The sequence below is a fragment of the Serratia sp. S4 genome (assembly GCF_000347995.1).
Taxonomy (GTDB): Bacteria; Pseudomonadota; Gammaproteobacteria; order Enterobacterales; family Enterobacteriaceae; genus Serratia; species Serratia quinivorans.
Window position 1 is genome coordinate 1,515,945 of the sequence record NZ_KB661120.1, and the last position, 24,253, is coordinate 1,540,197.

General features: G+C 58.1%; 19 protein-coding genes. 11 read left to right on the top strand and 8 right to left on the bottom strand.

What is annotated here, in order from left to right:
• The first annotated feature begins 1 nt into the window (after position 1).
• From uca to urtA, 3 genes are read left to right on the top strand one after another with little or no spacing between them, the layout of a single operon-like run.
• On the top strand, positions 2–3,625 hold the full coding sequence (uca, locus tag SERS4_RS0107875) for an urea carboxylase (protein WP_017892060.1): 3,624 nt from the start codon (positions 2–4) through the stop codon (positions 3,623–3,625).
• Between the two features lie 51 nt (positions 3,626–3,676).
• Complete coding sequence (locus SERS4_RS0107880; RefSeq protein ID WP_017892061.1) at positions 3,677–4,387, top strand: GntR family transcriptional regulator; 711 nt, start codon at positions 3,677–3,679, stop codon at positions 4,385–4,387.
• Between the two features lie 44 nt (positions 4,388–4,431).
• Entirely contained in the window at positions 4,432–5,700 is a 1,269-nt protein-coding gene (gene urtA / locus SERS4_RS0107885) for an urea ABC transporter substrate-binding protein (protein ID WP_017892062.1), read from the top strand.
• 113 nt (positions 5,701–5,813) lie between these two features.
• Here the strand turns inward: urtA and SERS4_RS0107890 are convergent, their stop codons facing one another.
• A complete protein-coding gene (locus SERS4_RS0107890) occupies positions 5,814–6,944 on the bottom strand; it encodes an RNA-guided endonuclease TnpB family protein (RefSeq protein WP_017892063.1) in 1,131 nt (376 codons plus the stop codon).
• A 166-nt stretch (positions 6,945–7,110) separates the two neighbouring features.
• Here SERS4_RS0107890 and urtB point away from each other — a divergent pair, with 166 nt between their 5' ends.
• The 5 genes from urtB to SERS4_RS0107915 all read left to right on the top strand — a co-directional run bounded on the left by urtB (position 7,111) and on the right by SERS4_RS0107915 (position 11,876).
• On the top strand, positions 7,111–8,631 hold the full coding sequence (urtB, locus tag SERS4_RS0107895; protein WP_017892064.1) for an urea ABC transporter permease subunit UrtB: 1,521 nt from the start codon (positions 7,111–7,113) through the stop codon (positions 8,629–8,631).
• Positions 8,631–9,707, top strand: coding sequence for an urea ABC transporter permease subunit UrtC (urtC, locus tag SERS4_RS0107900; protein WP_017892065.1), 1,077 nt, complete (start codon positions 8,631–8,633; stop codon positions 9,705–9,707). The genes urtB and urtC overlap by 1 nt, the downstream gene beginning before the upstream one ends.
• A complete protein-coding gene (gene urtD / locus SERS4_RS0107905) occupies positions 9,704–10,510 on the top strand; it encodes an urea ABC transporter ATP-binding protein UrtD (RefSeq protein WP_017892066.1) in 807 nt (268 codons plus the stop codon). The genes urtC and urtD overlap by 4 nt, the downstream gene beginning before the upstream one ends.
• An 8-nt stretch (positions 10,511–10,518) precedes the next feature.
• Positions 10,519–11,217, top strand: coding sequence for an urea ABC transporter ATP-binding subunit UrtE (gene urtE, locus SERS4_RS0107910; RefSeq protein WP_017892067.1), 699 nt, complete (start codon positions 10,519–10,521; stop codon positions 11,215–11,217).
• Between the two features lie 146 nt (positions 11,218–11,363).
• Entirely contained in the window at positions 11,364–11,876 is a 513-nt protein-coding gene (locus tag SERS4_RS0107915) for a DUF2165 family protein (RefSeq protein WP_017892068.1), read from the top strand.
• 155 nt (positions 11,877–12,031) lie between these two features.
• On the opposite strand, the gene SERS4_RS0107920 is transcribed toward SERS4_RS0107915, so the two are convergent.
• Complete coding sequence (locus tag SERS4_RS0107920; RefSeq protein WP_017892069.1) at positions 12,032–12,544, bottom strand: GNAT family N-acetyltransferase; 513 nt, start codon at positions 12,542–12,544, stop codon at positions 12,032–12,034.
• 129 nt (positions 12,545–12,673) lie between these two features.
• On the opposite strand from SERS4_RS0107920, the gene SERS4_RS27320 reads away from it, so the two are divergent.
• Together SERS4_RS27320 and SERS4_RS0107930 are read left to right on the top strand one after the other, a co-directional pair.
• A complete protein-coding gene (locus SERS4_RS27320; protein ID WP_253275384.1) occupies positions 12,674–13,444 on the top strand; it encodes an MbcA/ParS/Xre antitoxin family protein in 771 nt (256 codons plus the stop codon).
• Complete coding sequence (locus SERS4_RS0107930) at positions 13,437–14,075, top strand: RES family NAD+ phosphorylase (protein ID WP_017892071.1); 639 nt, start codon at positions 13,437–13,439, stop codon at positions 14,073–14,075. The genes SERS4_RS27320 and SERS4_RS0107930 overlap by 8 nt, the downstream gene beginning before the upstream one ends.
• A 44-nt stretch (positions 14,076–14,119) precedes the next feature.
• Here the strand turns inward: SERS4_RS0107930 and SERS4_RS0107935 are convergent, their stop codons facing one another.
• Together SERS4_RS0107935 and SERS4_RS0107940 are read right to left on the bottom strand one after the other, a co-directional pair.
• Positions 14,120–15,337 carry an FAD-dependent oxidoreductase gene (locus tag SERS4_RS0107935; protein WP_017892072.1) on the bottom strand — a complete coding sequence of 406 codons (1,218 nt, stop codon included), beginning with the start codon at positions 15,335–15,337 and terminating at the stop codon, positions 14,120–14,122.
• Positions 15,338–15,409: 72 nt separating this feature from the next.
• Positions 15,410–15,979 (bottom strand): DUF4865 family protein, encoded by a 570-nt coding sequence (locus SERS4_RS0107940; RefSeq protein ID WP_017892073.1) that lies wholly within the window; start codon positions 15,977–15,979, stop codon positions 15,410–15,412.
• Between the two features lie 105 nt (positions 15,980–16,084).
• On the opposite strand from SERS4_RS0107940, the gene SERS4_RS0107945 reads away from it, so the two are divergent.
• Entirely contained in the window at positions 16,085–16,954 is an 870-nt protein-coding gene (locus tag SERS4_RS0107945; protein WP_017892074.1) for a LysR substrate-binding domain-containing protein, read from the top strand.
• Here SERS4_RS0107945 and sseA read toward each other — a convergent pair.
• From sseA to SERS4_RS0107965, 4 genes are read right to left on the bottom strand one after another with little or no spacing between them, the layout of a single operon-like run.
• On the bottom strand, positions 16,951–17,796 hold the full coding sequence (gene sseA, locus SERS4_RS0107950; protein WP_017892075.1) for a 3-mercaptopyruvate sulfurtransferase: 846 nt from the start codon (positions 17,794–17,796) through the stop codon (positions 16,951–16,953). The two genes, SERS4_RS0107945 and sseA, sit on opposite strands and share 4 nt — an antisense overlap.
• A 42-nt stretch (positions 17,797–17,838) precedes the next feature.
• Positions 17,839–20,067, bottom strand: a complete 2,229-nt coding sequence (locus SERS4_RS0107955) for a virulence factor SrfC family protein (protein ID WP_017892076.1) — start codon at positions 20,065–20,067, stop codon at positions 17,839–17,841.
• Entirely contained in the window at positions 20,064–23,009 is a 2,946-nt protein-coding gene (locus SERS4_RS0107960; protein ID WP_017892077.1) for a virulence factor SrfB, read from the bottom strand. Before SERS4_RS0107960 ends, SERS4_RS0107955 begins: the two co-directional genes overlap by 4 nt.
• Positions 23,009–24,217: an SrfA family protein gene (locus SERS4_RS0107965; RefSeq protein WP_017892078.1), complete on the bottom strand. Its 1,209-nt coding sequence runs from the start codon at positions 24,215–24,217 to the stop codon at positions 23,009–23,011. The genes SERS4_RS0107960 and SERS4_RS0107965 overlap by 1 nt, the downstream gene beginning before the upstream one ends.
• Between the last annotated feature and the right edge of the window lie 36 nt (positions 24,218–24,253).

A 24,253-nucleotide genomic window follows, 5' to 3' on the forward strand; every position in this document is an offset into this window, starting at 1 on the left:
CATGTTTTCTACCGTACTGATTGCCAACCGTGGCGAAATTGCCTGCCGCGCCATCCGCACCCTGAAACGCCTGGGAGTGACCAGCGTGGCGGTTTATTCTGACGCCGACCGCAATGCACCGCACGTCACCGCAGCCGATTTGGCGGTGTCGCTGGGCGGTGAAAAACCCAGCGACAGCTACCTGAGTATCGACAAGATCCTGGCGGCGGCGGCAGAAACCGGCGCGCAGGCGATCTACCCCGGCTACGGGTTCCTTTCCGAGAGCGCTGAGTTTGCCGACGCCTGCGAAGCGGCGGGCATCGCTTTTATCGGCCCGACGGCGGCACAAATTCGCGAGTTCGGCCTGAAACACCGGGCGCGTGAGCTGGCGGCGCTGGCGCAGGTGCCGATGACGCCGGGCACCGGCCTGCTGGACAGCGTTGAGCAGGCGGTCAACGCCGCCAGACAGATTGGCTATCCGGTGATGCTGAAAAGCACCGCCGGGGGTGGCGGTATCGGCCTGACGCGCTGCGATGACGAAGCCGCCCTGCGTGAAGCCTACGACAGCGTGAAACGGCTGGGTGAGCAGTTCTTCCGCGATTCTGGGGCCTTTATCGAGCGCTTTGTCGATCAGGCCCGTCATGTCGAAGTGCAGATCTTTGGTGATGGCCAGGGCTGGGTGGTGGCCCTCGGCGAACGCGATTGCTCATTGCAGCGCCGCAACCAGAAAGTGGTGGAAGAGACCCCGGCACCGAACCTGCCGACGGCCACCCGTCAGGCGCTGCATCAGGCGGCGGTGGCACTGGGGGCGTCGGTTAATTATCGCAGCGCCGGTACCGTGGAGTTTATCTACGACGGCGCGCGTGACGAATTTTATTTCCTCGAAGTGAACACCCGTCTGCAGGTGGAGCATCCGGTGACTGAAAGTGTGACCGGGCTGGATCTGATCGAATGCATGCTGCAGGTGGCGGCGGGGGATGCGCTGGACTGGGCGGCGCTGCAACGCCCACCGCAGGGGGCATCGATTGAGGTGCGTATTTATGCTGAAGATCCGCTGAAGAACTTCCAGCCCAGCCCGGGCGTATTGACCGAGGTGCATTTCCCTGATGGGGTACGGGTGGACGGTTGGGTCGCCACCGGCAGTGAAGTGTCGGCATTTTACGACCCGATGATCGCCAAGTTGATTGTTCACGGCGAGGATCGCCGACAGGCGCTGGAGAAAATGCGCCTGGCGCTGGATGCCACCCGGCTGCACGGCATCGCGACGAATCTGGATTACCTGCGGCAGGTGATTGCCACCGCAGAGTTCCAGACCGGTAGCGTGTGGACCCGCATGCTGGACAGTTTCCGCTTCCAGCCCAGCAGTATCGAAGTGCTGCAACCGGGCACTTACAGCAGCGTGCAGGATTATCCCGGCCGCGTCGGCTATTGGGATATTGGCGTGCCGCCGTCCGGGCCGATGGACGACTTTGCTTTCCGGCTGGCCAACCGCATTGTCGGCAATCATCCCAGCGCCGCCGGACTGGAGTTTACCCTGCAGGGGCCAACCTTGCGTTTCCATTGCGACGCCACTATTGCGCTGACCGGTGCGGACTGCCCGGCAGATTTGGATGGCGAAGCGCTAAATTACTGGCAGCCGGTGGCGGTTCGGGCCGGGCAGGTACTGACGATGGGCCGCGCCCGGCACGGATGCCGCACCTATCTGGCGGTGCGCAATGGTTTTGACGTGCCGGTGTATCTGGGCAGCCGTTCGACCTTTGCCCTGGGGCAGTTTGGCGGTCACGCCGGACGGACCCTGCGGGTAGCGGATATGCTGGCGGTGTCGCAACCAGCATTGGCCGCGACCACCACGCCGGCACCGATTGCCGCGCCGCAGGCGATGGATGAAAGCCTGATCCCAGAGTACGGCAATCTGTGGAACATCGGCGTGCTGTATGGGCCGCATGGCGCACCGGACTTCTTTACCCCGGAGTCGATCGACAGTTTCTTTGCCACCGAATGGCAGGTGCATTACAACTCCAATCGGTTGGGGGTGCGCCTGTCCGGGCCAAAACCGGAGTGGGCGCGGCAGGACGGCGGCGAGGCAGGGCTGCATCCGTCCAACGTACATGACTGCGAATACGCCATCGGTGCCATTAACTTCACCGGCGACTTCCCGGTGATCCTCACCCGTGACGGCCCGAGCCTCGGTGGTTTCGTCTGCCCGGTGACCATCGCCAGGGCCGAGCTGTGGAAGGTCGGCCAGGTGAAACCAGGCGATCGCATTCGCTTCCATCCGATTGGTTTCAAACAGGCGCAATCGCTGGAACAGGCGCAGCTTGGCAGTATCGAAGCGCTGGCGGCGGTGAAGGCCATCACCTTGCCGGCACCGGATCTGACGCCGGGTGCCACGGTTTCTGCCGCTATCCTGGCGGCACTGCCGGCGACCGACAGCCGCCCGGCAGTGGTCTATCGCCAGGCCGGTGACGGCTACATTTTGCTGGAATATGGCGACAACGTGCTCAGTCTGGCGCTGCGACTACGCATTCATCTGCTGATGCAGTCGCTCAAGCAGGACGCGATCCCCGGCGTCGAGGAGCTGGCACCCGGCGTGCGATCGCTGCAGATCCGCTATGACAGCCGCGTTCTGGGCCAGGCCGATTTATTGGCGCGCTTGCTGGCACGCGAACAGGCATTGGGCGATGTCAGCCAACTGAAGGTGCCGACGCGCACGGTTTACCTGCCAATGGCGTTTGAAGATTCTGCCACTCTGGGGGCGGTGGAACGCTATCAACAGACGGTGCGTTCGTCCGCGCCCTGGCTACCAAACAACGTCGATTTTATTCAACGTATCAACGGGCTCAGCACGCGTGAGCAGGTGCGCGACATCATTTTTGATGCCAGTTACCTGATCCTCGGGCTGGGCGATGTTTACCTCGGCGCACCCTGCGCGGTACCGATTGACCCGCGTCACCGGCTACTCAGTTCCAAATATAACCCGGCCCGCACCCATACCGCCGAAGGCACGGTCGGCATCGGCGGCATGTACATGTGCATCTATGGCATGGACTCACCGGGGGGCTACCAGTTGGTCGGCCGCACGCTGCCGATCTGGAACAAATTCCTCAAGAATCCGCAGTTCAGCGCCGGTGAGCCCTGGCTGCTGCACTTCTTTGATCAGGTGCGTTTCTATCCGGTCAGCGAACAGGAGCTGGATGAGCAGCGCGAGGCGTTCCGCGAAGGGCGCGCGCAGGTCCGTATTGAGAACAGCGAGTTTGATTTTGCCGAATACAGCCGTTTCCTGGCGGACAACGCCGAAGATATCAGTGCCTTCCAGCAGCGCCAACAGCAGGCGTTCAGCCATGAAGTGACGCGCTGGCAGGAAGAGGAGGGCGAAGCCGAGGCCCAGTTGCTGCCGCCACAGGATGATGAAGAAGAGGTTGATGGTTATCTGGTCAGCGCCGACCTGAACGGCAGCGTGTGGAAGATCCTGGTGACGCCAGGGCAGCAGGTCGAAGCCGGCCAGCCGTTGATCGTGGTGGAGGCAATGAAAATGGAGCTGGCGGTCACCGCGCCGCGCGCCGGGATCATCAAACGCATCAGTTGTCAGCAGGGGCGGCCGGTCGGGCCGGGCGACGCCCTGCTGTGGCTAGAGCACGCCAGTTAACCCTGTTTAATCGTCGGGGCGCGGCAGGCTGCACCCGCAGAGAGGAATGCGATGCAAATCACCAATAACCGCAACAAGGCGCGGCCGGAGGGGCTGGCGGAGCGCATCTACCTGCAGCTCAAGGACGATATTTTTGATTTTCAGCTGCTGCCGGGCGATCGCTTTAGCGAAAACGAAGTGGCGCTGCGCATGGACGTCAGCCGCACGCCGGTACGTCAGGCTTTGTTTTGGCTGGAGCGCGAGGGGTATGTCGAAGTGCATTTCCGCAGCGGTTGGCAGGTGCGACCGTTCGATTTTGCCTACTTCGAGGAGCTGTATGACCTGCGCATCGTGCTGGAGTGTGAGGCGGTTAAACGGCTGTGCGCACGGCCAATGGATGAAATGCCGTTGCCACTGGAGGCGCTCGGCAGTTTCTGGATCGACGAGCCACGGTTGGAAGACGGCAAAACCGTTTCGCTGCACGACGAACAGTTCCATATGGCGCTGGTGGCGGCGGCGGGCAACGGCGAAATGGCACGCATTCATCGCGACCTGACCGAGAAAATTCGCATCATTCGTCGGCTGGACTTCACCCAGGGCAGCCGGGTGGAGGCGACCTATAACGAACACGCCGCCATTTTGCGGGCGATCCTGCAACAGCAAACCGGGGAGGCGCAAACGCTGCTCAGTAACCATATTGCCGTCAGTAAGGCTGAGGTCAGAAAAATAACCCTGCATATGTTGCATCAAGCACGCCTCCAGCTACCAGACAGTCCTACGTGAGTTTTTCTGAACCTGTTTTCCAACACACATCAGGAGTTTGAACTATGCAACGTCGTCACTTTATAAAAGCTTTCGCGCTGTCTGCCAGCATGGTCGGTATGGGGATCGCCTGGAGCGTGCAGGCCGCCGATACCATCAAGGTCGGCATCCTGAGTTCGCTGTCCGGCACCATGGCTATTTCTGAAACGCCGCTCAAGGATGTGGCACTGATGACCATTGATGACATCAATGCCAAGGGCGGCGTATTGGGTAAAAAACTCGAGCCGGTGGTGGTGGATCCGGCCTCTAACTGGCCGCTGTTCGCCGAAAAGGCGCGTCAGTTGCTGAGCCAGGACAAGGTGGCGGCGGTGTTTGGCTGCTGGACTTCGGTATCGCGTAAATCCGTGTTGCCGGTGTTTGAAGAGTTGAACGGTTTGCTGTTCTACCCGGTGCAATACGAGGGGGAGGAGATGTCGCCCAATGTGTTCTATACCGGTGCGGCCCCTAACCAGCAGGCGATCCCGGCGGTGGAATACCTGCTGAGCGAAGACGGTGGATCGGCGAAACGCTTCTTCCTGCTGGGCACTGACTACGTTTATCCGCGTACCACCAACAAGATCCTGCGCGCCTTCCTGCACTCGAAAGGCATTCAGGATAAAGACATCGAAGAGGTCTATACGCCGTTTGGTTACAGCGACTACCAGACCATTGTCGCCAACATCAAGAAATTCTCTGCCGGTGGCAAAACGGCGGTGATCTCCACCATCAACGGTGATTCCAACGTCCCCTTCTACAAAGAGCTGGCCAATCAGGGCATCAAGGCCACCGACGTGCCGGTGATCGCCTTCTCGGTAGGGGAAGAAGAGCTGCGCGGCATCGACACCAAACCGCTGGTGGGTAACCTGGCGGCCTGGAACTACTTCGAGTCGGTGGATAACCCGACCAACAAGCAGTTCGTCAGCGAATGGCGCGCTTATGCCAAGGCGCACAACCTGCCGAACTATGCCACCGCCGTGACCAATGACCCGATGGAAGCCACCTATGTCGGCATCCACATGTGGGCGCAGGCGGTCGAGAAGGCCGGTACCACTGACGTTGATAAGGTTCGTGCGGCGATGGCCGGGCAGACCTTCGCCGCGCCGTCGGGCTTTACCCTGACTATGGATGCTACCAACCATCACCTGCACAAACCGGTGATGATTGGCGAGATTGAAGGCAACGGCCAGTTCAACGTGGTGTGGCAAACCGATGCTCCGGTACGCGCCCAGCCGTGGAGCCCGTACATTGCCGGCAACGACAAAAAGTCGGAAAGCCCGGTAAAAGGCGGCAAGTAATGCCCAGCCCCCGTTACGGCGGGGGCTGACTGAGCCATGCCCTATTGCGACGAGACATCTGTTGACTGCTCCCCGCCCTGAAGGACGGGGATTCCCACTTCAACGAGCCGAACCTAAGCCGCGTACTGCGATTCAGGATTTACAGGCTCTCCGTGGGCTAACACTGCCAGCCCGGCAGCTTTGATATTACGGGCCGCGTTAATGTCGCGATCATGAGGTTCTCCGCACTCAGGGCAAACCCACTGACGTACATCAAGAGGCATTTTCTTCATGGTGAAGCCGCAACAATTACAGCGTTTGGAACTTGGGAAATATGGGTCGATAGCGACAATGCTACGTCCCGCCCATTCCCCCTTGTACTGTAGCTGGCGAACCAGTTCGCCCCAGCCAGCGTCTGCTATCGCTTTAGACAGCTTCGGGTTGCGGATCATGTTTTTCACTTTAAGAGATTCAACGCAGACAACTTGGTTTTCGTTAATCAGTCTGCGGGATAACTGGTGCAGGTTATCCAGACGGCAATCGGCAATTTTGGCGTGGAGTTTTGCCACCTTTAAGCGGGCTTTGGCGCGATTCTTTGAGCCTTTGGCCTTTTTGCTTAAACGGCGCTGGAGTAGCGCCAGGCGTGCCGCGTATTTAGCCGTGTGGCGAGGATTGCCGGACTTGAATCCGCTATCGGTGACGAACAAATCTTTTAAGCCCACATCAATGCCGACTGTTTTAGCCGTCATCGGCAGTGATACAGGTTCAAACTCGCAAAGGCAGGACACAAAGAATCGTCCTGCAGCGTCTCTGGAAATTGTAATGGTTGACGGTGTAGAGGGTAATTCACGGCTCCAGCGGATGTTTAACGGCACTTTGCTTTTTGCCATGTACAAATTGCCGTCACGATATTTGAAGGCACTGGAAGTCAGTTCTGCGGCCTGTTTATGGCGCTTGCTTTTGAATACCGGGTACGCAGCACGACCCGCGAAAAAGTTCGCAAAAGCAGATTGTTGGTGGCGTAGAGACTGCTGCAGGGGAACGCAGGAAACCTCGTTAAGCCATGTGTATTCAGGCTCTTTTTTGAGGGCCGTAAGACGAGCGTTGGCCTGTAGATAACCAATTTTTTCCTTTCGCTCGTTGTACGCATCGGTGCGCCAGCGGAGGATTGAATTGTAGACGAAACGGACACAACCGAACGTCTGAGCTAAAAGCGCAGACTGTTCAGGTGTTGGGTAAAACCGGTATTTATATGCCCGCTTCATGTATCACACTTTAAAGGAGAATATGTGGAATGCAAAATGACGTTAGCCTGAAAACCGTCCTCTTTTCTCCCCGGCCTGAAGGCCGAGGTTTCCCGGAGGCATTCTGATGAAACTTTTATCTTTAAGCCATCTCAGGCATCTGTGGTTATTGCTGTGCTGCCTGCCCATGTTCGCGCAGGCGGGGCCGGCCGATGATTTTGCTGCGGCCAACCGTACGCAGCAGGCCAAATTATTGCAGGCGTGGGCGAGCGCGCCGGACGCTGCGCGTTTGCCGTTACTGCAGGCGTTAAAGCAGGAAAACCTGGTGATCGACGAGGCCAAACATGCCTTTATCCAGCAGGGCGATCGCTATCAGCCACTGGAGGGTAGCGCTGCCCCGGTCGGTACGCCGAAGAAGCTTTGGCTGAATAACCGGCTGCGGATCCTGATTGCCAACGCGTTGTCGGCACAGCAGCTGGTCAGTGAAGATCCGGCGCTGCGTTTACAGGCGGCGCAGGCCCTGCAGCAGGAGGCGAAAAACAGCCAGTTACCGCTGTTGACCCAGCGCCTGGCGCAGGAAAAAGACGACCGGGTGCATGAGGCGCTCCGCATCGCGCTGGCCAATCTGCAACTGGGCGACGCCGATGCCAAAGTGCGTCTCAATGCGGTGCGGCTGCTCGGCAGTTCGGGGGCAGCGGAAACCCAGACGCGGCTGCAGGCGATGACCGACGCCGCTCATGAACCGGACGCCGCCGTGCGAGCCGAGGCGTTGAAAAGCCTGACCAGCGTGAAACACCGGCTGATGATCGGCGATCTGATTGGCCAGGCGTTTACCGGCCTGTCGCTTGGCTCGATCCTGCTATTGGCGGCGCTTGGGTTGGCGATCACCTACGGCCTGCTGGGGGTGATCAACATGGCGCACGGCGAAATGCTGATGCTCGGTGCCTACTCGGCCTATCTGGTGCAGGGGCTGTTTCAGCAGTTTGCACCGCAGTGGCTGGCACTGTATCCGCTGGTGGCGTTGCCGGTGGCGTTTGGCATCACCGCCTGCATAGGTATGGCGCTGGAGCGGACGGTGATCCGCCATCTGTATGGGCGGCCGCTGGAAACCCTGCTGGCGACCTGGGGCATCAGCCTGGTGCTGATCCAATGTGTTCGGGGGCTATTCGGCGCGCAAAACGTGGAGGTTGCCAACCCGGCCTGGCTGTCGGGCGGCATTCAGTTACTGCCCAATCTGGTGCTGCCGTGGAACCGGATCGCGGTGATCCTGTTTGTGGTGCTGGTACTGGTGCTCACCTGGTTGCTGCTGAACAAAACCCGCCTGGGTATGAACGTGCGTGCCGTGACGCAAAATCGCGCCATGGCCGCCTGCTGCGGCGTACCCACCGGCCGCGTCGATATGCTGGCGTTCGGCCTGGGTTCCGGCATTGCCGGGCTGGGCGGAGTGGCGTTGTCGCAGCTGGGCAACGTCGGGCCGGAGCTGGGCCAGGGTTATATCATCGACTCGTTCCTGGTAGTGGTGCTCGGCGGCGTTGGCCAACTGGCCGGGACCGTGGTGGCGGCCTTTGGCCTGGGTATTCTTAACAAAATCCTTGAACCGCAGATTGGGGCCGTGCTGGGTAAAATCCTGATCCTGGCGCTGATCGTGTTGTTTATTCAAAAACGTCCTCAGGGACTGTTCGCCTTCAAGGGCAGGGTGATTGACTGATGAGCCAACCATTGACTGTAACCGGCCTGCAGAAGGCACCCCGACTGGCGCTGGGCATCGGCGGGCTGGCGTTGCTGGTACTGCTGATCATGCCGTTTCTGGCATTGTTGCCGGCAGACCATCCACTGGCGATCTCCACTTACACCCTGACGCTGGTGGGTAAAATCTTGTGTTATGCGGTAGTGGCGGTGGCGCTTGATCTGGTATGGGGTTACGCCGGGCTGCTGTCGTTGGGGCACGGGCTGTTTTTCGCCCTCGGCGGCTACGCCATGGGCATGTACCTGATGCGCCAGGCGGCGGGCGATGGCCTGCCGGCGTTTATGTCGTTTCTTTCGTGGAATGAATTGCCGTGGTTCTGGAGCGGCACCCAGTACTTCGCCTGGGCGCTGTGTTTGATCGTGTTGGTGCCCGGCGTGCTGGCCTTTGTCTTCGGTTACTTCGCCTTCCGCTCAAAGATCAAAGGGGTGTATTTCTCCATCATGACTCAGGCGTTGACCTACGCCGGTATGCTGCTGTTCTTTCGTAACGAAACCGGCTTTGGTGGTAACAATGGCTTTACCGGTTTCACCACCCTGCTGGGCTTTCCGATCACCGCGACCGGCACGCGGGTGGCGCTGTTCGTGACGACGGTGCTGCTGCTGGCCGTCAGTCTGGCAATCGGCTTTGCTCTGGCACGCAGCAAATTCGGTCGGGTGCTGACGGCGGTGCGCGATGCGGAAAACCGCCTGACGTTCTGCGGCTACGATCCGAAAGGCTTCAAACTGTTTGTCTGGACGCTATCGGCGGTGCTGTGCGGGCTGGCCGGGGCGCTGTATGTGCCGCAGGTGGGCATTATCAACCCGGGCGAAATGTCGCCGACCAACTCGATCGAAGCCGCCATCTGGGTGGCGCTCGGCGGACGCGGCACGCTGGTGGGGCCGCTGCTGGGGGCGGGTATCGTCAACGGCGCCAAGAGCTGGTTCACCATGGCCATTCCGGAATACTGGCAGTTCTTTCTTGGCCTGATGTTTATCGTCGTTACGCTGTTCCTGCCGAAAGGGGTTATCGGCCTGCTGCGCAGAGGGAAATCACAATGAATTCGCTGCAAATGACCGACGAACTGTTCACCCAGCCGCTACCGGCCGATAAATATCGCCAGCAAACCGATCCGGTGCTGCTGCTCGACAAGATCAACGTCAGTTTTGACGGTTTTCGTGCACTGAGCGATCTGTCGTTGCAGATCGGTGTGGGTGAACTGCGCTGCGTGATCGGGCCAAACGGCGCGGGGAAAACCACGCTGATGGATGTGATCACCGGCAAAACCCGGCCGGACAGCGGCAGGGTGTTTTACGATCAAACCGTCGATCTGACCGCGCTGGATCCGATGCAGATCGCCCAGGTCGGCATCGGTCGCAAGTTCCAAAAGCCCACGGTGTTTGAGGCGCTGACGGTGTTCGAAAATCTGGAGATCGCCCAGAAAACTCAGAAGTCGGTATGGGCCTGCCTGCGCGCCAAACTGAGCAGCGAACAACGCGACCGTATCGATGAAATGCTGAAAACCCTGCGGCTGGGCCATGAACGCTATCGTCCCGCCGGGCTGCTGTCCCACGGGCAAAAACAGTTTCTCGAAATTGGCATGCTATTGGTGCAGGAACCGCACCTGCTGCTGCTCGATGAACCGGCGGCCGGTATGACCGACGCGGAAACCGAGTACACCGCCGAACTGTTCCGCTCGCTGGCGGGCAAGCATTCGCTGATGGTGGTGGAGCACGACATGGGGTTTGTCGAAACCATTGCCGACCACGTCACGGTGCTGCATCAGGGCCAGGTGTTGGCGGAAGGCTCATTGGCGCAGGTACAGGCCGACGAGCAGGTGATCGAAGTGTATTTAGGGCGCTAGGAGCAGCTATGTTGCAAGTGAATGAACTGAATCAATATTACGGTGGCAGCCACATTTTGCGCGGCCTGTCGTTTGAAGCTCATATCGGCGAAGTGACCTGCCTGTTGGGGCGCAACGGCGTGGGGAAAACCACGTTGCTCAAATGCCTGATGGGGTTGATCCCGGCCAAAAGCGGCGGCATCAGTTGGCAGGGGGAAAGCCTTAACGGCAGAAAACCACACCAACGGGTGCAGGCCGGGGTGGCCTATGTGCCGCAGGGGCGTGAGATCTTTGGTCGCCTGACGGTGGAAGAAAATCTGCTGATGGGGCTGGCACGTTTTTCAGGCAGCCAGGCGCGCAAGGTACCGGATCATATCTATGAACTGTTCCCGGTGCTGTTGCAGATGAAAGATCGGCGCGGCGGCGATCTCTCCGGTGGCCAACAACAGCAGTTGGCGATTGGGCGTGCGCTGGCCTGCCGACCGCAGCTGTTGATCCTTGATGAGCCGACGGAGGGGATCCAACCTTCGGTGATCAAAGAGATCGGTGCAGTGATCAAACAGTTGGCGGCCCAGGGGGATATGGCGATCCTGCTGGTGGAACAGTTTTATGATTTTGCCGCCGAGCTGGCGGACCGCTATCTGGTGATGTCGCGCGGCAGTATCATCCAGCGCGGTGCAGGCAGCGCGATGGAGCAAGACGGCGTGCGCGGGCTGGTGGCGATATAAGGCTCAATAAGGCTGGGCAGTGAAAGGGCAATGATTCTCAGAACACTTTGTTGGGTGGAACGGTAGTGGCCGTTTAGCTACCCTGAGTTAAACTGCTGCAATACAAGGAATCCAGGGTTATACATCACCATAAATTAGGGATAATTATGAACGAAATCACTATGTCACGTCTGGGTTGTATCGTCCTGTCACTGTTCCCGGCTCTTTGGGGGATCTTCAGTCTGCTGAACAATACCGCCGATTTTTTCGGAACTGCCCAACATGCCGTGGCCCCGCTGCTGGCCATGCAGGATACCTATCAGGTTCCTGGATTAATGTGGCGTGCTATCAGCGTTGAATGGGCCGGGCAGGTTGGGCTGGCGATGATCACTTTGCTGGAGTCTGTGGCCGGCATCGCCGCGGGCTTTGGCGTGGTGCTGATGTTGAAACATCTGGGCCATTCTTACGCGGCTTTTGCCAGGGGGAAAGCCTGGGCCATGCTGGGCGCGCTCTGTGCGATCGCGGTATGGGGCCTCGGTTTTATGGTAGTCGCAGGCGACTGGTTTATGGCCTGGCAGGCAAAGGAACACCCGCTGGCGGTGCAACTGGGTGCGATGCTGTACATGGTGCCCAATACGCTGGCGCTGATATTTCTGATGCTGCAACGCGACGTCCGCTAACCGATAAAGCCGCAGGATTTTTTAAGAAAACTGCGGTGTCATGTGAAAAATGTGGTGGTGATCTACGCCGAAAATCGCAGCTTTAATAACCTGTTTGCCAATTTCCCTGGGGTAGTAAAAGCGATGGCGGCGCGCTGGAGTTTCCGGGCTAGCGGTTACAGCGGTTTTGACATATACCAGATGCCGATGGAACCCTGGGCGCTGGTGTAGCAGGTTTCACCGCAAATACTCAGCCCCTGGCGTTGGTAAAAACGCTGGGCGCTGGTATTGCGCTGCAACACTTCCAGCCACAGCGTTTGTTGCTTACGTTCGATCGCCCGTTGCTGTACGTGCTCAAAAAAGTGCTGGCCATAACCCTGGCCGGCATATTCCGGCAGGAAATAGATTTTCTGCAGTTCGGCACCGCTTGTTTGAGTCGGCGCCAGCAGGCTGTTGAAATTCAGCCGTGCGTAGCCCACCAAATTGTCATTTTCATAAGCCAGTAGCCAGCACACGTCCGCGTCCCGCAGCGTCTGTTCCAATGCCTCAACCGCAAAATCTTGCGCCAGAAAAGCGTCCAACTCCTCTTTATGGTGCCAAAGTTCGCCAAAATGGGCCTGATAGCTGCGAATACCCACATCACGAACCTGCGCTAAATCACCGCTCAAAGCCTGGCGGATACTGAACATAGGGACCTCTTGGTAAGAAATGAGAAACGGCGGCCAACCTGAAAGGGAACCACCACTGGTGAAGATTTAGACAACCCAATGCATACGAGATATACTCAATATACGCAATATCTGCATGCCGGAGGAAGTATGACACTCAAACAGCAAACCCATCGTCGTCAGGGACATCGTACTGTTATGCAAATGCTTACTGCCGATCAGCTGCAACAGCTTAAGCCAAGTAAGCCTTCGGCGCGATTTTTGGTGATTGAAATTGATCCCGATGCTCATACCACCGATTCGGATCGTAACAATGACGCCGGCAATAGCGCCCTGAGAAAAAAGCTTACCGACATGATCAATGATCCTGCAGTAGATCCCAAAGCGGCGATGCAAATGCTGGAGATTGCCTGGGATAGGGTCGCCAAGTCTGCAACAGGGAAGATACCGGCGGCCCGAGTGGATGTCGATAACGCTATGCCTGCCGCCAGTATCTTTGCCGGTTTTCCCGAGTTTCAGGCCCGCAATGAAGAAAGGAAACAGGACTTTCGCCAGTACCTTCTGGCAGATGCCAACTGGCTGACATCAACCGAACTCTCTGACCGGGCAGGTTTTAAAAATCGCAACCGTAGCGCAGGCCCAAACGGTTGGAAGCAACGCGGGAAGATTTTTGCGATCAACGTTGAGGGGCACGACCGCTATCCGGCTTATGCATTGGATGAAGCTTACCAGCCGCTAAAAATCCTCAAAGACATATTGACCGTTTTTGGCGACAGCACCAGCGCCTGGTCGATTGCGAGCTGGATGGGCACGGCCAATAGCTGGTTGGAGGGTAAAAAACCCAAAGATCTGATGAAGCAAGATCCTGCTGCGGTGTTACATGCCGCTCTTATAGAAAAGGCGGGAGCTCAGCATGGATGATGACTTACTGCCACCGGTAGGAAAGGTCAATATTAACAAGCACATTGTTAAGGCAGGGACGCCGCTCTATCGTATTCATCGAGAAAAGTACGCTGGCGATGCTTTTAATAATAACCTTGGGGGCGATGCACGATTTAGCCCGATTATTGATCAATACAGTAACGTGATCGCCACTATTTATGCCGGTGATAATACCAAGGTGGCGTTGTGTGAAGTCCCTTTGCACGATGTCGATTTCACAAAACAATATGTTGGGTTCAACGTCAGACGACTTTCGGGTTTGGTCCATACCGAACTGGTAGTGAATGTTGAGTTGCAACTCGCTGCATTAGATCAACCTGGCCTGGCCAAGATGAGAGCGTCTAAAAAGGTGGCGCATTGCGATGCTGCCCACTATCAGGTTACGCGCAAGTGGGCTGAAGCTATTTATGAGCAACATCAAGATATTCAGGGGCTGATTTGGCCGTCAAAACAACATCCCGGTAATGCCTATGTTTTGTTTGGCGACCGTTTGAATGGAAACGAGTTATCTATTACTGCTAAAACGGTATCAGTAACAGATAAAAGTGTTTTAATACATTTGTTTGAACTGGCGGATAAAATGGGTATTACCCTGCTGGAAGATGATTAATGTATCGATTCCGCCCATTACGTATTTTTGACTGCAGAAAACCCTCACTCAGCAAGATGTTTCGGCGATTCCCGCCGGAATCCCAGTCCGATAATCCGACCAAATAAGCGTGGCAGCCAGCGGCTGTTACCGACGCGGGTCATCAGACTGGATCCGCTGCCACCTCGGCGTTTTTTCGGCCTGCGCTGGCTCATTTTTATTTGCAGAAACTGGGTGGCTTTGGTGGGGAAATTACGGCGTTTTTGCACGCGTAACAGGTGTTTGAGCTGCAAACTGTGGCTGCGTAACGGAGGGATAATCACGTTGGCGGTAGCAACCGCATCCTGAATCGCCAGATTCACCCCGACGCCGCCAATCGGCGACATGGCGTGTGCGGCGTCGCCAATGCACAGCACGCCCGGTTTGGCCCATTGATCCAGTCGATCGATACGAATGCTTAATAATTTCACCTGATCCCAACTGAGGATCTCCTGCAGGCGGTGGTCCTGGAAGGGGGCGACCTCGGCGAGATGCAGCAAAAACTTTTCCAGCCCATCCTGTTGGATCGCCTCGAAGCTGCCCTTGTCGACTGAATAGCCACACTGCCAGTATTCGCCCCGGTCGATCATGATGAAGTTTTGTTTTGGCCCGGTATGCCCCATCGACCAGGCTGGATCGCCGGGTTTTTTAGCGATCTTCATCCACAGCACATCGCGCGGCGAACCAAAACTGTGACTGCTGAGTGCCGCCTGTTCGCGTACCACCGAGTTACGTCCGTCAGTGCCGATTACCAGTTGGCAGCGGACGCGGATTGGACCCTCCGGCGTATCTGCCAGCACCCCGCAGACCTGGCCGCGATCGTACAATAACTGGTGTATCTTCGCCGATTTGATCAGGCTGAACGCAGGAAAGGCGGCGGCTTTTTCCGCCAGAAAGTTAAGGAACTCCCACTGCGGCATAAAGGCGATAAATTTGCAGCGCGTCGGTAGGTGGGTGAAGTCCGCAAGCGTAATATCACGCCCGGCGATTTCAGCATGCAGCGTTTCTGCGCGCTGGTGCGGCAGTGCCAGCAACTCCTCCAGCAGGCCAAGCTGATGCATGATTTCCAACGTTGAAGGGTGAATGGTATCGCCGCGAAAGTCGCGCAGGAAATCGGCGTGCTTTTCCAGCACTATGACCTCTATCCCCGCCCGGGCCAGCAGATAGCCGAGCATCAGCCCGGCGGGGCCGCCGCCAACGATGCAGCAAGCGGTGGTGTAAGGTGTGATCGGTGGCTGTGACATAGCGGTTGGCCTTAAGGATCCGCATCCTGCCGATCCTGATTGAAAACTCAATGTTGATAATGATTATCAATATCAAGTCAGGCTGTCAACCCGCGGCGCTGTGTGGTCAAAGGGGGTGGAAAGGTGGCCAATACGGTAACACTGGGCGTTTGGTGCGATCTCTGTCGGTAGTGCTTGCCATAAATCCAGCCGTACTAACTGCCATAAGGTAGGGTCAAACGCAACGATGCTGGCCAGAGCACCGGGAGCCACCCACTGTCGTTGTTGCAGTACGTTCAGATCGCTATAGGGCGCAATCGGCCATGTTTGGCGAGTGGCGCAGGTAGCTTGAGAGAGTCGCAGGCGGTCAAAATGCGTCACCCAGGGCAGCCATTGCCTGACTTGTGGCCAGCCAAAGGCCCGGCTGAGGCCTTTAAAACCTTCACCGATCAGAAAGTCACTCATGCCGGCGCTGCTGTTCCACAGATAAAATGGTGCGTACAGATTTTCCTCGCTGTACTCCCCTTTCTGTGCGTAGAGATAGGCTTTAATCAGCAACTGTGGGGCATTGTCCAGCAGATGGCCGAAACGGCTGATGCGATCCTGAATAATAGCCATATCGTAATCGGCGGGCAGGGTGAAACTGTATTGCATGGCAAGCATGGTGATTCTCCTGAAAGCGATTGACCGGCTGAGCATGACACGCCATCTTTGTGAGTAATATCGGCATTATTTTGACTGATGGTTCTTAAAAACGGGATGGTTAGTATGGGGCGAGTCACCTTCGATCTTGACGATCTGCGCAGTTACGTGACAGGCATTGAGCTGGGCAGTTTCGCTAAAGCGGCAGAGCGGCTGGGGCGATCCACCTCGGCGGTCAGCGCGCATCTGAAAAAGCTGGAACAGCAGGTTGGCAGCCCCATCCTGCGTAAGTCCGGGCGCGGCATGGTAATGACCGAAGCCGGCGAAACGCTGTTGGGCTACGCACGTCGCTTGCTGGAGCTCAATGATGAGGCCGCGACCGCAGTGCGCGGCTTGGATCTACAGGGCATTGTGCGGTTAGGGCTACAGGAGGACTTCGGTGAAACCTTTTTGCCACAGGTCTTGGGCAGTTTTGCCCGAGCGCATCCGCGCGTGCGTATCGAAGCGCGTATTGCCCGTAATGCTGAACTGATCGAGTGGGTGTTGAAAGGACAACTGGATCTGTCGCTGGCGTGGGACGGTGGTATTAGCACGCCGTTTTATCAGGCGCTGGGGCAACGGCAGATGCACTGGATCGCCTCCCCGCATTTTGAACTGACCTCCTGGCGCCAGGGGGATGAACCTCTGCCGCTGGTGATGTTTGATGCCCCTTGTCTGATGCGCAGCGCCGCGACTCAGGCGCTGGATCGTGCCGGTATTGCCTGGCGTGTCGTCTTCACCAGTCGCAGCCTGAATGGCGTATGGGCGGCGGTCAGCGCCGGATTGGGGGTAACGGTGCGTACCGACGCCGGGTTGCCGGCGGGGCTGTCCCTTTTGCCACCCGACGCTTTGCCGGCGCTAAACCCGTTAGCTGTGGTGCTGCACCGTGCCGAAGAAAACCCCTCGGCGGCGATCCAGCGTCTGGCGCAGATCGTCGCCGATCGGATCAACAGCTAGTCCTGCTCGATCGGCTGTTTACCGCTTAACGCACCCCATTCGGTCCAGGCACCGTCATACAGTTTCACCTGCGGTGCACCGAGTGACAGCAGGCCGAAAGCCAGCACCGCTGCCGTGACGCCGGAGCCGCAGCTGGTGATGATGGGTCCGTCGAGACTCACGCCCTTGTCGCTGAAGGTTTGCTTCAGTGCTTCCAGCGATTTGAAACGGCCGTTTTCCAGCAGTTCGCCGTAAGGAATATTGATACTGCCGGGAATATGGCCGCGGTGCAGACCGGGGCGCGGTTCTGGTGCTTCGGCGTAAAAACGCGGTGCGGCGCGCGCATCAAGGATTTGCACTTCGCTGTTCAGCGCCTGTTCCACCTGCTGCAGATTGACTACCGCGTCCGCATTAAAGCGGGCGTTGAAGGTTTGCGGCGTGCGCTGAGCCGCGCCGGTAACCAGCGGTTGGCCCAGAGCTGTCCAGCCGTTCAGGCCTTCGTCCAACACATAAACCTGCTGCGCGCCAAAGTTGCGGAAGGTCCACCAACCGCGCGGGGCCGAGAACTGGTTGCCTTCGTCATAAAACACGATGGTCTGTTGTTCGCTGATGCCCAATTTACCCACCGCCGCACTGAATTCCTCTGCCGTCGGCAGCATATGCGGCAACGTGGTGTTTTTATCCGCGACGTCATCGATGTCAAAATACACCGCGCCGGGGATATGGCCGCGTTCAAATTCGGCGAGCATGTCTTTTTTCGGCACCTGGCCGACCGGGGACATCCTGACATCAACCACTACCAGGTTTTCATCGTTGATATGCTGCGCAAGCCATTGCGGAGTAACCAGAAACGGAGAGTTCATCGTTATTATTCGCCTGTGGTGAAAACGGTTTTTCACTATACCTTAAATAATTGGCGTTGCCTCGGCGTTCAGGGGGGCGACAATGGCGGCCAAAGCCCGATGTGCAGCTTCATCGATTGTGCCTTCTGCCCCGGTTGCCACATTCTCCGCCAACAGCGCCTGCAGGCCAACCAACCAGTCATAGATATAAAACGCGGTATTTCTCGCCGGGGTCGGTGCCAGTTTGGTTAACCGTTGCTGGCTACTCCAGTCCACGGCGGGCTGCGGTGGAGGGGTAAATATGGGTTGGCCGTGATTGATTCGGCTGGCGGGGCGTAACCTCGCCTCGCGCTGCTGGAAACCCAACCAGGTGACGAAATCTCCCAATATCGCTAACGCCTGGCTGACCTGCCTGTCTTCAGCCTGTTCAGGCAGTGCTCCGGCAGACAATGCGCGCTCCAGTGATTCGGCAATTTCCAGGCGGCAGGCGGCGGTGATTAACGCGTCGACCAGCATCTCCAGATGCTGCTTGCCGACACCCAGCAATGTCAGCAGTTGGTTATTGTCCGGCAGGCTGCGCAGATGGTTTATCCAATCGGCAAATACCCGCTGGGCAAACGAATCATTGTTTTGCCCGATGGGGGCCACGCAGGCCATATCTCCCTCGTCAAACAGATCGATCTCAACATCAAACGCCGGGGCAGCGACCACCGGCGCGGACAAGTTACTGTGTTGGCTATACAACTGGCGCAGGGTATCGCACTGCGGCAGCAGCCACTCGAGCAGTTCACCGTGTATTCCTGCCTGTGCCTGCAATTTGCGCAGTAACTGTTGGGTGCGCTGCTGCGTTAACGGCGTGTCCGCGGCGTGCAGCCAGTTGCCGAGCAGGCTCTCAGTCAGTTCGCGTTGCAGTTCCTGCTGTTGTTCAAGGATGCGATCCTGCTTCAATGTCGGGGACGCCTGCGTCGCCAACCAAGCCACCATGCGCTGGCAGTCGCTTTCATCGATCGCCAGCAGGGTGGCCCAACTTTCGCCCGGTTCGCCGACATAGCGTTGAACGGCGTCGTCGGGGCGCGGTTTCCCTTCCTGACGTGAGTCGAACGCGGTGATTGCCCAGATTAAACCCGGTTTGCGGCGGCTGCGTAGTTCCACGGTTTCCCCCTGGGTTTGTCTGACCCAGTAGGCCAGCGCGTTGCCCGTACGGCCGGCATCTTGTGGCGTAAGGGACGCATCGCTTACCAGCAACAGACTGGCATGCAGGCCGTCGGCAGCAAGAGTCAGCAGGTTGGCGCGTTTTGCCTGCTGCATGCGCTGTATCAGCCCAGCACCCGGGCATGGGGTGGCGGCCGGCAGGTCTAGCAGCTCGATGTTGTTCGGTAACCCGACGTTTCCCCTCGCTGGCAAGGTTGTCGTGACCGAGGCCGCCAACCACGCCAGATCGGCCAGCGCGATCGCTACCTCGACGCCATTTTCTGTCAGCACGGTCAGCTTCTCCCCGGCCGATGCATGGATTGCCTGAGCATGAGCAATCCCCTCATCCTGGCTCAATACCTGCTGGGGAGCATACAGGCGCTCGCAGTGGCTCAGGGCGTGCAGGGTATGCGCCAACTGGCGATAACAACTTGTCAGTGCCGGGTCCTCGCCCCAAAGCGGTGCGAACAGCCTGGCACGGTCGTCAACGCTCAAATAGGGTGCCAGTGAGATGGCATGTGGCCAGAAGTGCCTCGCCAGCGGCGTTTGCCATTTACCGCCCTGATGACCAAGGTGGTCCCACAGCGCCACCATCGCGTTGCTGTCCAGCCCGCCGATCGCCATCGGTTGGCGGAGACGCTCCAGTGCGTGCGAATGTGCGGCCATGGCACCGGCATTCCAATCCGGATGAAAACCGCCCATCAATGCGCTGCCGATCATCATGGCAACCAACTGCGCCTCATCCAGCAGGGAAACGGCAACAGGGTAAGACGCAGGATTTTGGGTGTCACAACAGCTGTAGCGTACCGCCAGCGTGGCATCTTGGGTCAATAGCCTGGCACCGGGTGCCAGTGCGGCCAACAAGTGGGCCTTGGCCGCGGCGTTATGACCATAGAGGCCGATGGCCAGAGGCTGGTGCATAGCGCTGTCCAGCAGCCTGGCCCGGTTGTAGCTGCGGCGCAGACGGACAGTCAGGTTATCGGCTTCCCGGTTTAGCCGAGTGGACTGCTGCCGGGTGGCCGCCACCCAGTCAATCGCCTGCGCAATGCTGTTTTCAAGGCTGTTTATCGGCTCGGGCCGGCTGGAGGTGATAGGTTTCATTGCTGATAAATGCTCCCGCTGTCAATCCAATAATGGGTTGCGCCAGAGGCGCTGGCAGCCAAGGTATTGAGTTTTAGTTGCAGGCTATCTGCGGGCACCGGCGTGCCGTCGGCCAGGCGGGCTTCGGCAATGCTGACGCCTTCGGCTCCTTGCTCATCATTGCCGGTGATGGCCAAACGCAGGCTGATGACCGCATCGCCAGCCAGTTTGCGCGCCAGAGCGGCATCGGTAATGGTCAGGGTGTAGAGCGGCGATGCCGGCCAGCGTGGGTTATCCAACTGACGGAATCCCAGACGCAGCGGGCCACGTAGCTGGAAATAGCTGTCGGGATCCAGCGCAAAGTCTGCGCAGTCCAGATCGATATCGCGATAGTAGACATTATCGTCTGCCAGCATGTTATTGCTGTCCAGCATGCCCAGATGACGAATCGTGGAATAGGGTTGGAAGTCGCCGACGTTAAAATAAAAACTCTCCAGCCGCAGGTCGATAGCCAACAGGCACAGCATGGCGCCCACGGCGGCGGTTGACTTGGGATTGTCAATGCGCCCGCCTTGGTTAAACGGGTACCAACTGCGGGTGTGATAACCCTCAAGCGGCAAAATTCGGCTGGCGGGCAAGGGTTGCAGGTGGCGCAACAGCGCCTGAATGCCCGGGAAACAGGCAGGGCGGCCGGTGAGTAACAACACATCGCAGCTATACAACGCCACCACTTCGCACAATAGGCGCAGGCAGTGACTGATGCCGATCCGATCGGACAGGAAAGCGGCATGCACGGCACCCAGCCGGATGACCAGCGGGGTCTGCAGAATGTCGAAGGCGGCGTTGCCGGATCCGCGCTGAACCTCATCGTTGATAAATGCCAGTACCTGCAAGGTGGGCATCTGTGGCAGCAGTTCGCCCAGCGTGGCGGCGATTTCTGCGTGGCTGTCCAGCGGATCGTAATCCTCATAGGCACTAAGTAGCGCACGCCCCGCGGGCATGAAAATCTGCAGCGTGGCCTGCTGGCGCAGGGTGGAAAACCCATCCATACGCCCCTGGTTGCCAAACAGCTTGTCCATGGTCGCCGCTGTGGCGCTGACTCCGGCCTGTTCGAACGCCTGTTGTACGGCGGGCAAGATAAATTGCCCGATGACATCCAGCAAAATGTCGTCGCCGGCGAGCTTAAATCCTTCACGGAACAACAGACGCGGATTGATTTTGATGTTGTTGCCTACGCCATCATCCAGCCGGTATTGAGTAATCGCCAGATCGGTAGTGCCGCCGCCGATATCGATTGAAGCGATACGCAGTGATTTTCCCGGTTGTTCTCCCGGTACTGGCGGTTGGTCCGGCCTGGCCATGGCGGCGAAAAAGGCATCGGTGCGGCCGGCAAAGTTAACCTGAGTTTCGTTATACAGATAAACCATCTGGCCGCAGGTGGCTTCGTCCCATTCCATATGCACCAGTGGCACCGGCATACGGGCTTGCTCAGCGCTGAACGGGGCATCCAGCGGGTGCCAGCCCATGGCTTTCCATATCAGGCCAATCGCCTCCTGCATGCGGCGGCGGAAAATTTCACGCTCCGGCTTGGGCATCGCCGAAGGCAAAGTCAGGATGATGGTACGCAGACGCCGTGGGGCCGCAGTGTTCGGCATCCTGGTGCGTTGGGCTGCGCTGTTGATTTGCATCAGTGCCTGCGTCAGCAGCTCGGTCAGCATCAGGGCCATGACCGCGCTACGGCTATAGTGGGCGGCAAAAACCGGCAACCGCTCTTCTACCGGCAGCGCAGACAGGGGGACACCCTCGTCGTTGAGCAGTGAGCTTAATGGCGCGGCGGCAGCCATGGGTTCTTGTTGGCTGTTAAAACGCCAGCCGGGCGCATAGCGTTCTTCGTCCCACAGGTAACGGCGTGGGCTGGAAATGCCGGTGGTGCCTTCGGTACCTTCCCGCCGCAGTGCCAGTTGCGCGGCTTCCCGGCCCACGCGGACGAAGGAAGGCCAGACAAAGGCATCATCACGCCCGCTTTGGTATGAGAGGTGGGGTTTGCCAAATGACGCCTGGGCAAACTCTACCCGGCTTTCAAACAACTCGTTGTAAACGCAATGCGGCGCAGACAGCGAACGTAACTGCAGTTCATTAGTCTGTTTCAGGCCATTATTTTCTTGCGGATGATCTTCGACCATCACCCCGCAGGTGTGCGAATTGCCGACATCCAAAATCAGATCTACGTTGATCGCGGGCTGTTGCGGCGTCTCCCCGATGATTTTTATCTGCGGCAGCGTTAATTGGCTGCCGAGCAGGTTCAACAGGTTGAGGTAGTGCGCCTGATATTCGAAGGTTTTCAGCCCGGCGTTAATTTCCATTTCGCTGCGTAGTTCCAGGCTGCTCGCGGATTGGCTAAAGACTTCACGTAGCCAACTGTCTACCCAGGTCAGATCAAGAAACTCGCCCAGCTCATGGTTTTGATGGCCCAGCGAGAAGCCGATCCCGGTATTGATATCGCTTTCGCCTGGGGCGAGTGTCTCCTGGCCTGCGGCGGCGAGCCGGGTATCAAAGGCCAGGACCACCCGCAGCAGGTTGCCGTCCTGGTCGGGGCTATCGAGTAACAGCGTCTGCATGCGGGCCCAGTTATCCGGCCCTGATAAAAATACCCCTGATGAAGTACAACGAAAGAAAGGCAGCGGCAGCCAGGTTTTATTCAGCAGTTGCAGCGATTGTTGCAGAGAATGGCTGAACTCCGGCCGAACCACTTCAGCACTTTGCCCCGGTTGGGCGGGCAACAGGTATTTGCCACTGTCGGCATCCCATTGCAGGCGCAGTAGCGGGCCGCTGGCGGTCTGGCGAACAAACTTGCCCGGAAACTCATCATCCAGAACCGGCGTCAGGGCGAAGTCCAAAAATTGAATGCCACTATCCTGAACCAGCGTCATGCTGCGTGGGTAATCGGTTAGAGGGGCCAGCATTATTTACTCTCGCGCTTTAACATCATGGGATAGAGGGTATCTGTATCGTAGCGGCCGCTGCATGTTGCCGGGCCGGTTTCATTTTGCGTACAGGTAATTTCCGGCATTTGGTAGCGGCTGCCGTCGCTGCAGCGTGCTTTGGTGCGACTGTTAATCACCAGATTGCCGGACTGCATCAGCCCGGCTTCGATCGGCACCCGGCAGGTGATGCCATCACCGTAAGTAATGCTTGCAGTGCCTTTGCCTTCCTTGATGCGGTATTGCAGGCTGGGACGTTTACCGGTTGGCAGATCTTTGAGTGCCACAGTGGCACGCCATTTACCGTTCAGAAAACGAACTGAACCGGCTTTGACCGAGTCGGCGGGTAGCACCAGCGCATGTTTGTCCGCCGGTGGCATGACAACAGGGAGCGGAGCGGGTGGCATCAGCGTCGCCGGTGCTAACGGCAGTTGCAGTTTGAATGCGGGTGCTACAGCGCGTTGCGCCGACGCCGGTGACGGTGCGACAACAGGCTCAGCAAGTGGAGCGCTTGGGCGGTTCAGCCAGGTAACCAGCAGGGCAATCAGCATCAGCACAGGCAACATCCAGCGATAGTGGCGCCATTGGCGAGGTGCTTGCACCGGCGTAGTTGCAGCAGGCGGCTTAATCACCGGCTCCGGTACGGGTTTGGCTGTAGGAATAACCGCCGGACGCGGCGCGGCAGCGATAGGCGTCGGTTTTTCTTCTTCGGCCGGACGCAGGCATGCCAGCGGGTCATCCTGACACTGAGCCGTCGGCTTGATAAAGCCCCAGAAGGTCAATACCGGTTTGCCATCGACCAGATAAATATGGTTTGGGTCGGGGAATTGCATTGCCCTGGCCAGCAATGCGCCAAACAGACGGTGGCTGGGGTGTGGGTTGGTCTGTGTCTGTGCGACCAGATCACGAAATGTCGCCAGACTTTGTTCCAGCAACTGCACGGCCTGTGCGCGTTGGGCATCACTCGCTGCCAGCCAGGAAGTCACTTTGCCCGGAAAAGGGGAATACCAGTCAATGCGGGTACCCGTTTCGTTCGGCTGCGGGACAGCCAGGCAGTCGGCGGCCTGTTGCTGTTGGCGAATGCGCAATGTTTCTCGCAATTGCAGTGCGCAGGCGTAAACCGGTTGCCCATTTTCGCCCAATGCAAGCACATCATCTAAACTGCCACTGCGTAAAAAGGGTTTCACCACGGCAAAAAACCTTGTCCTGTTCGGCTAAACAAATAA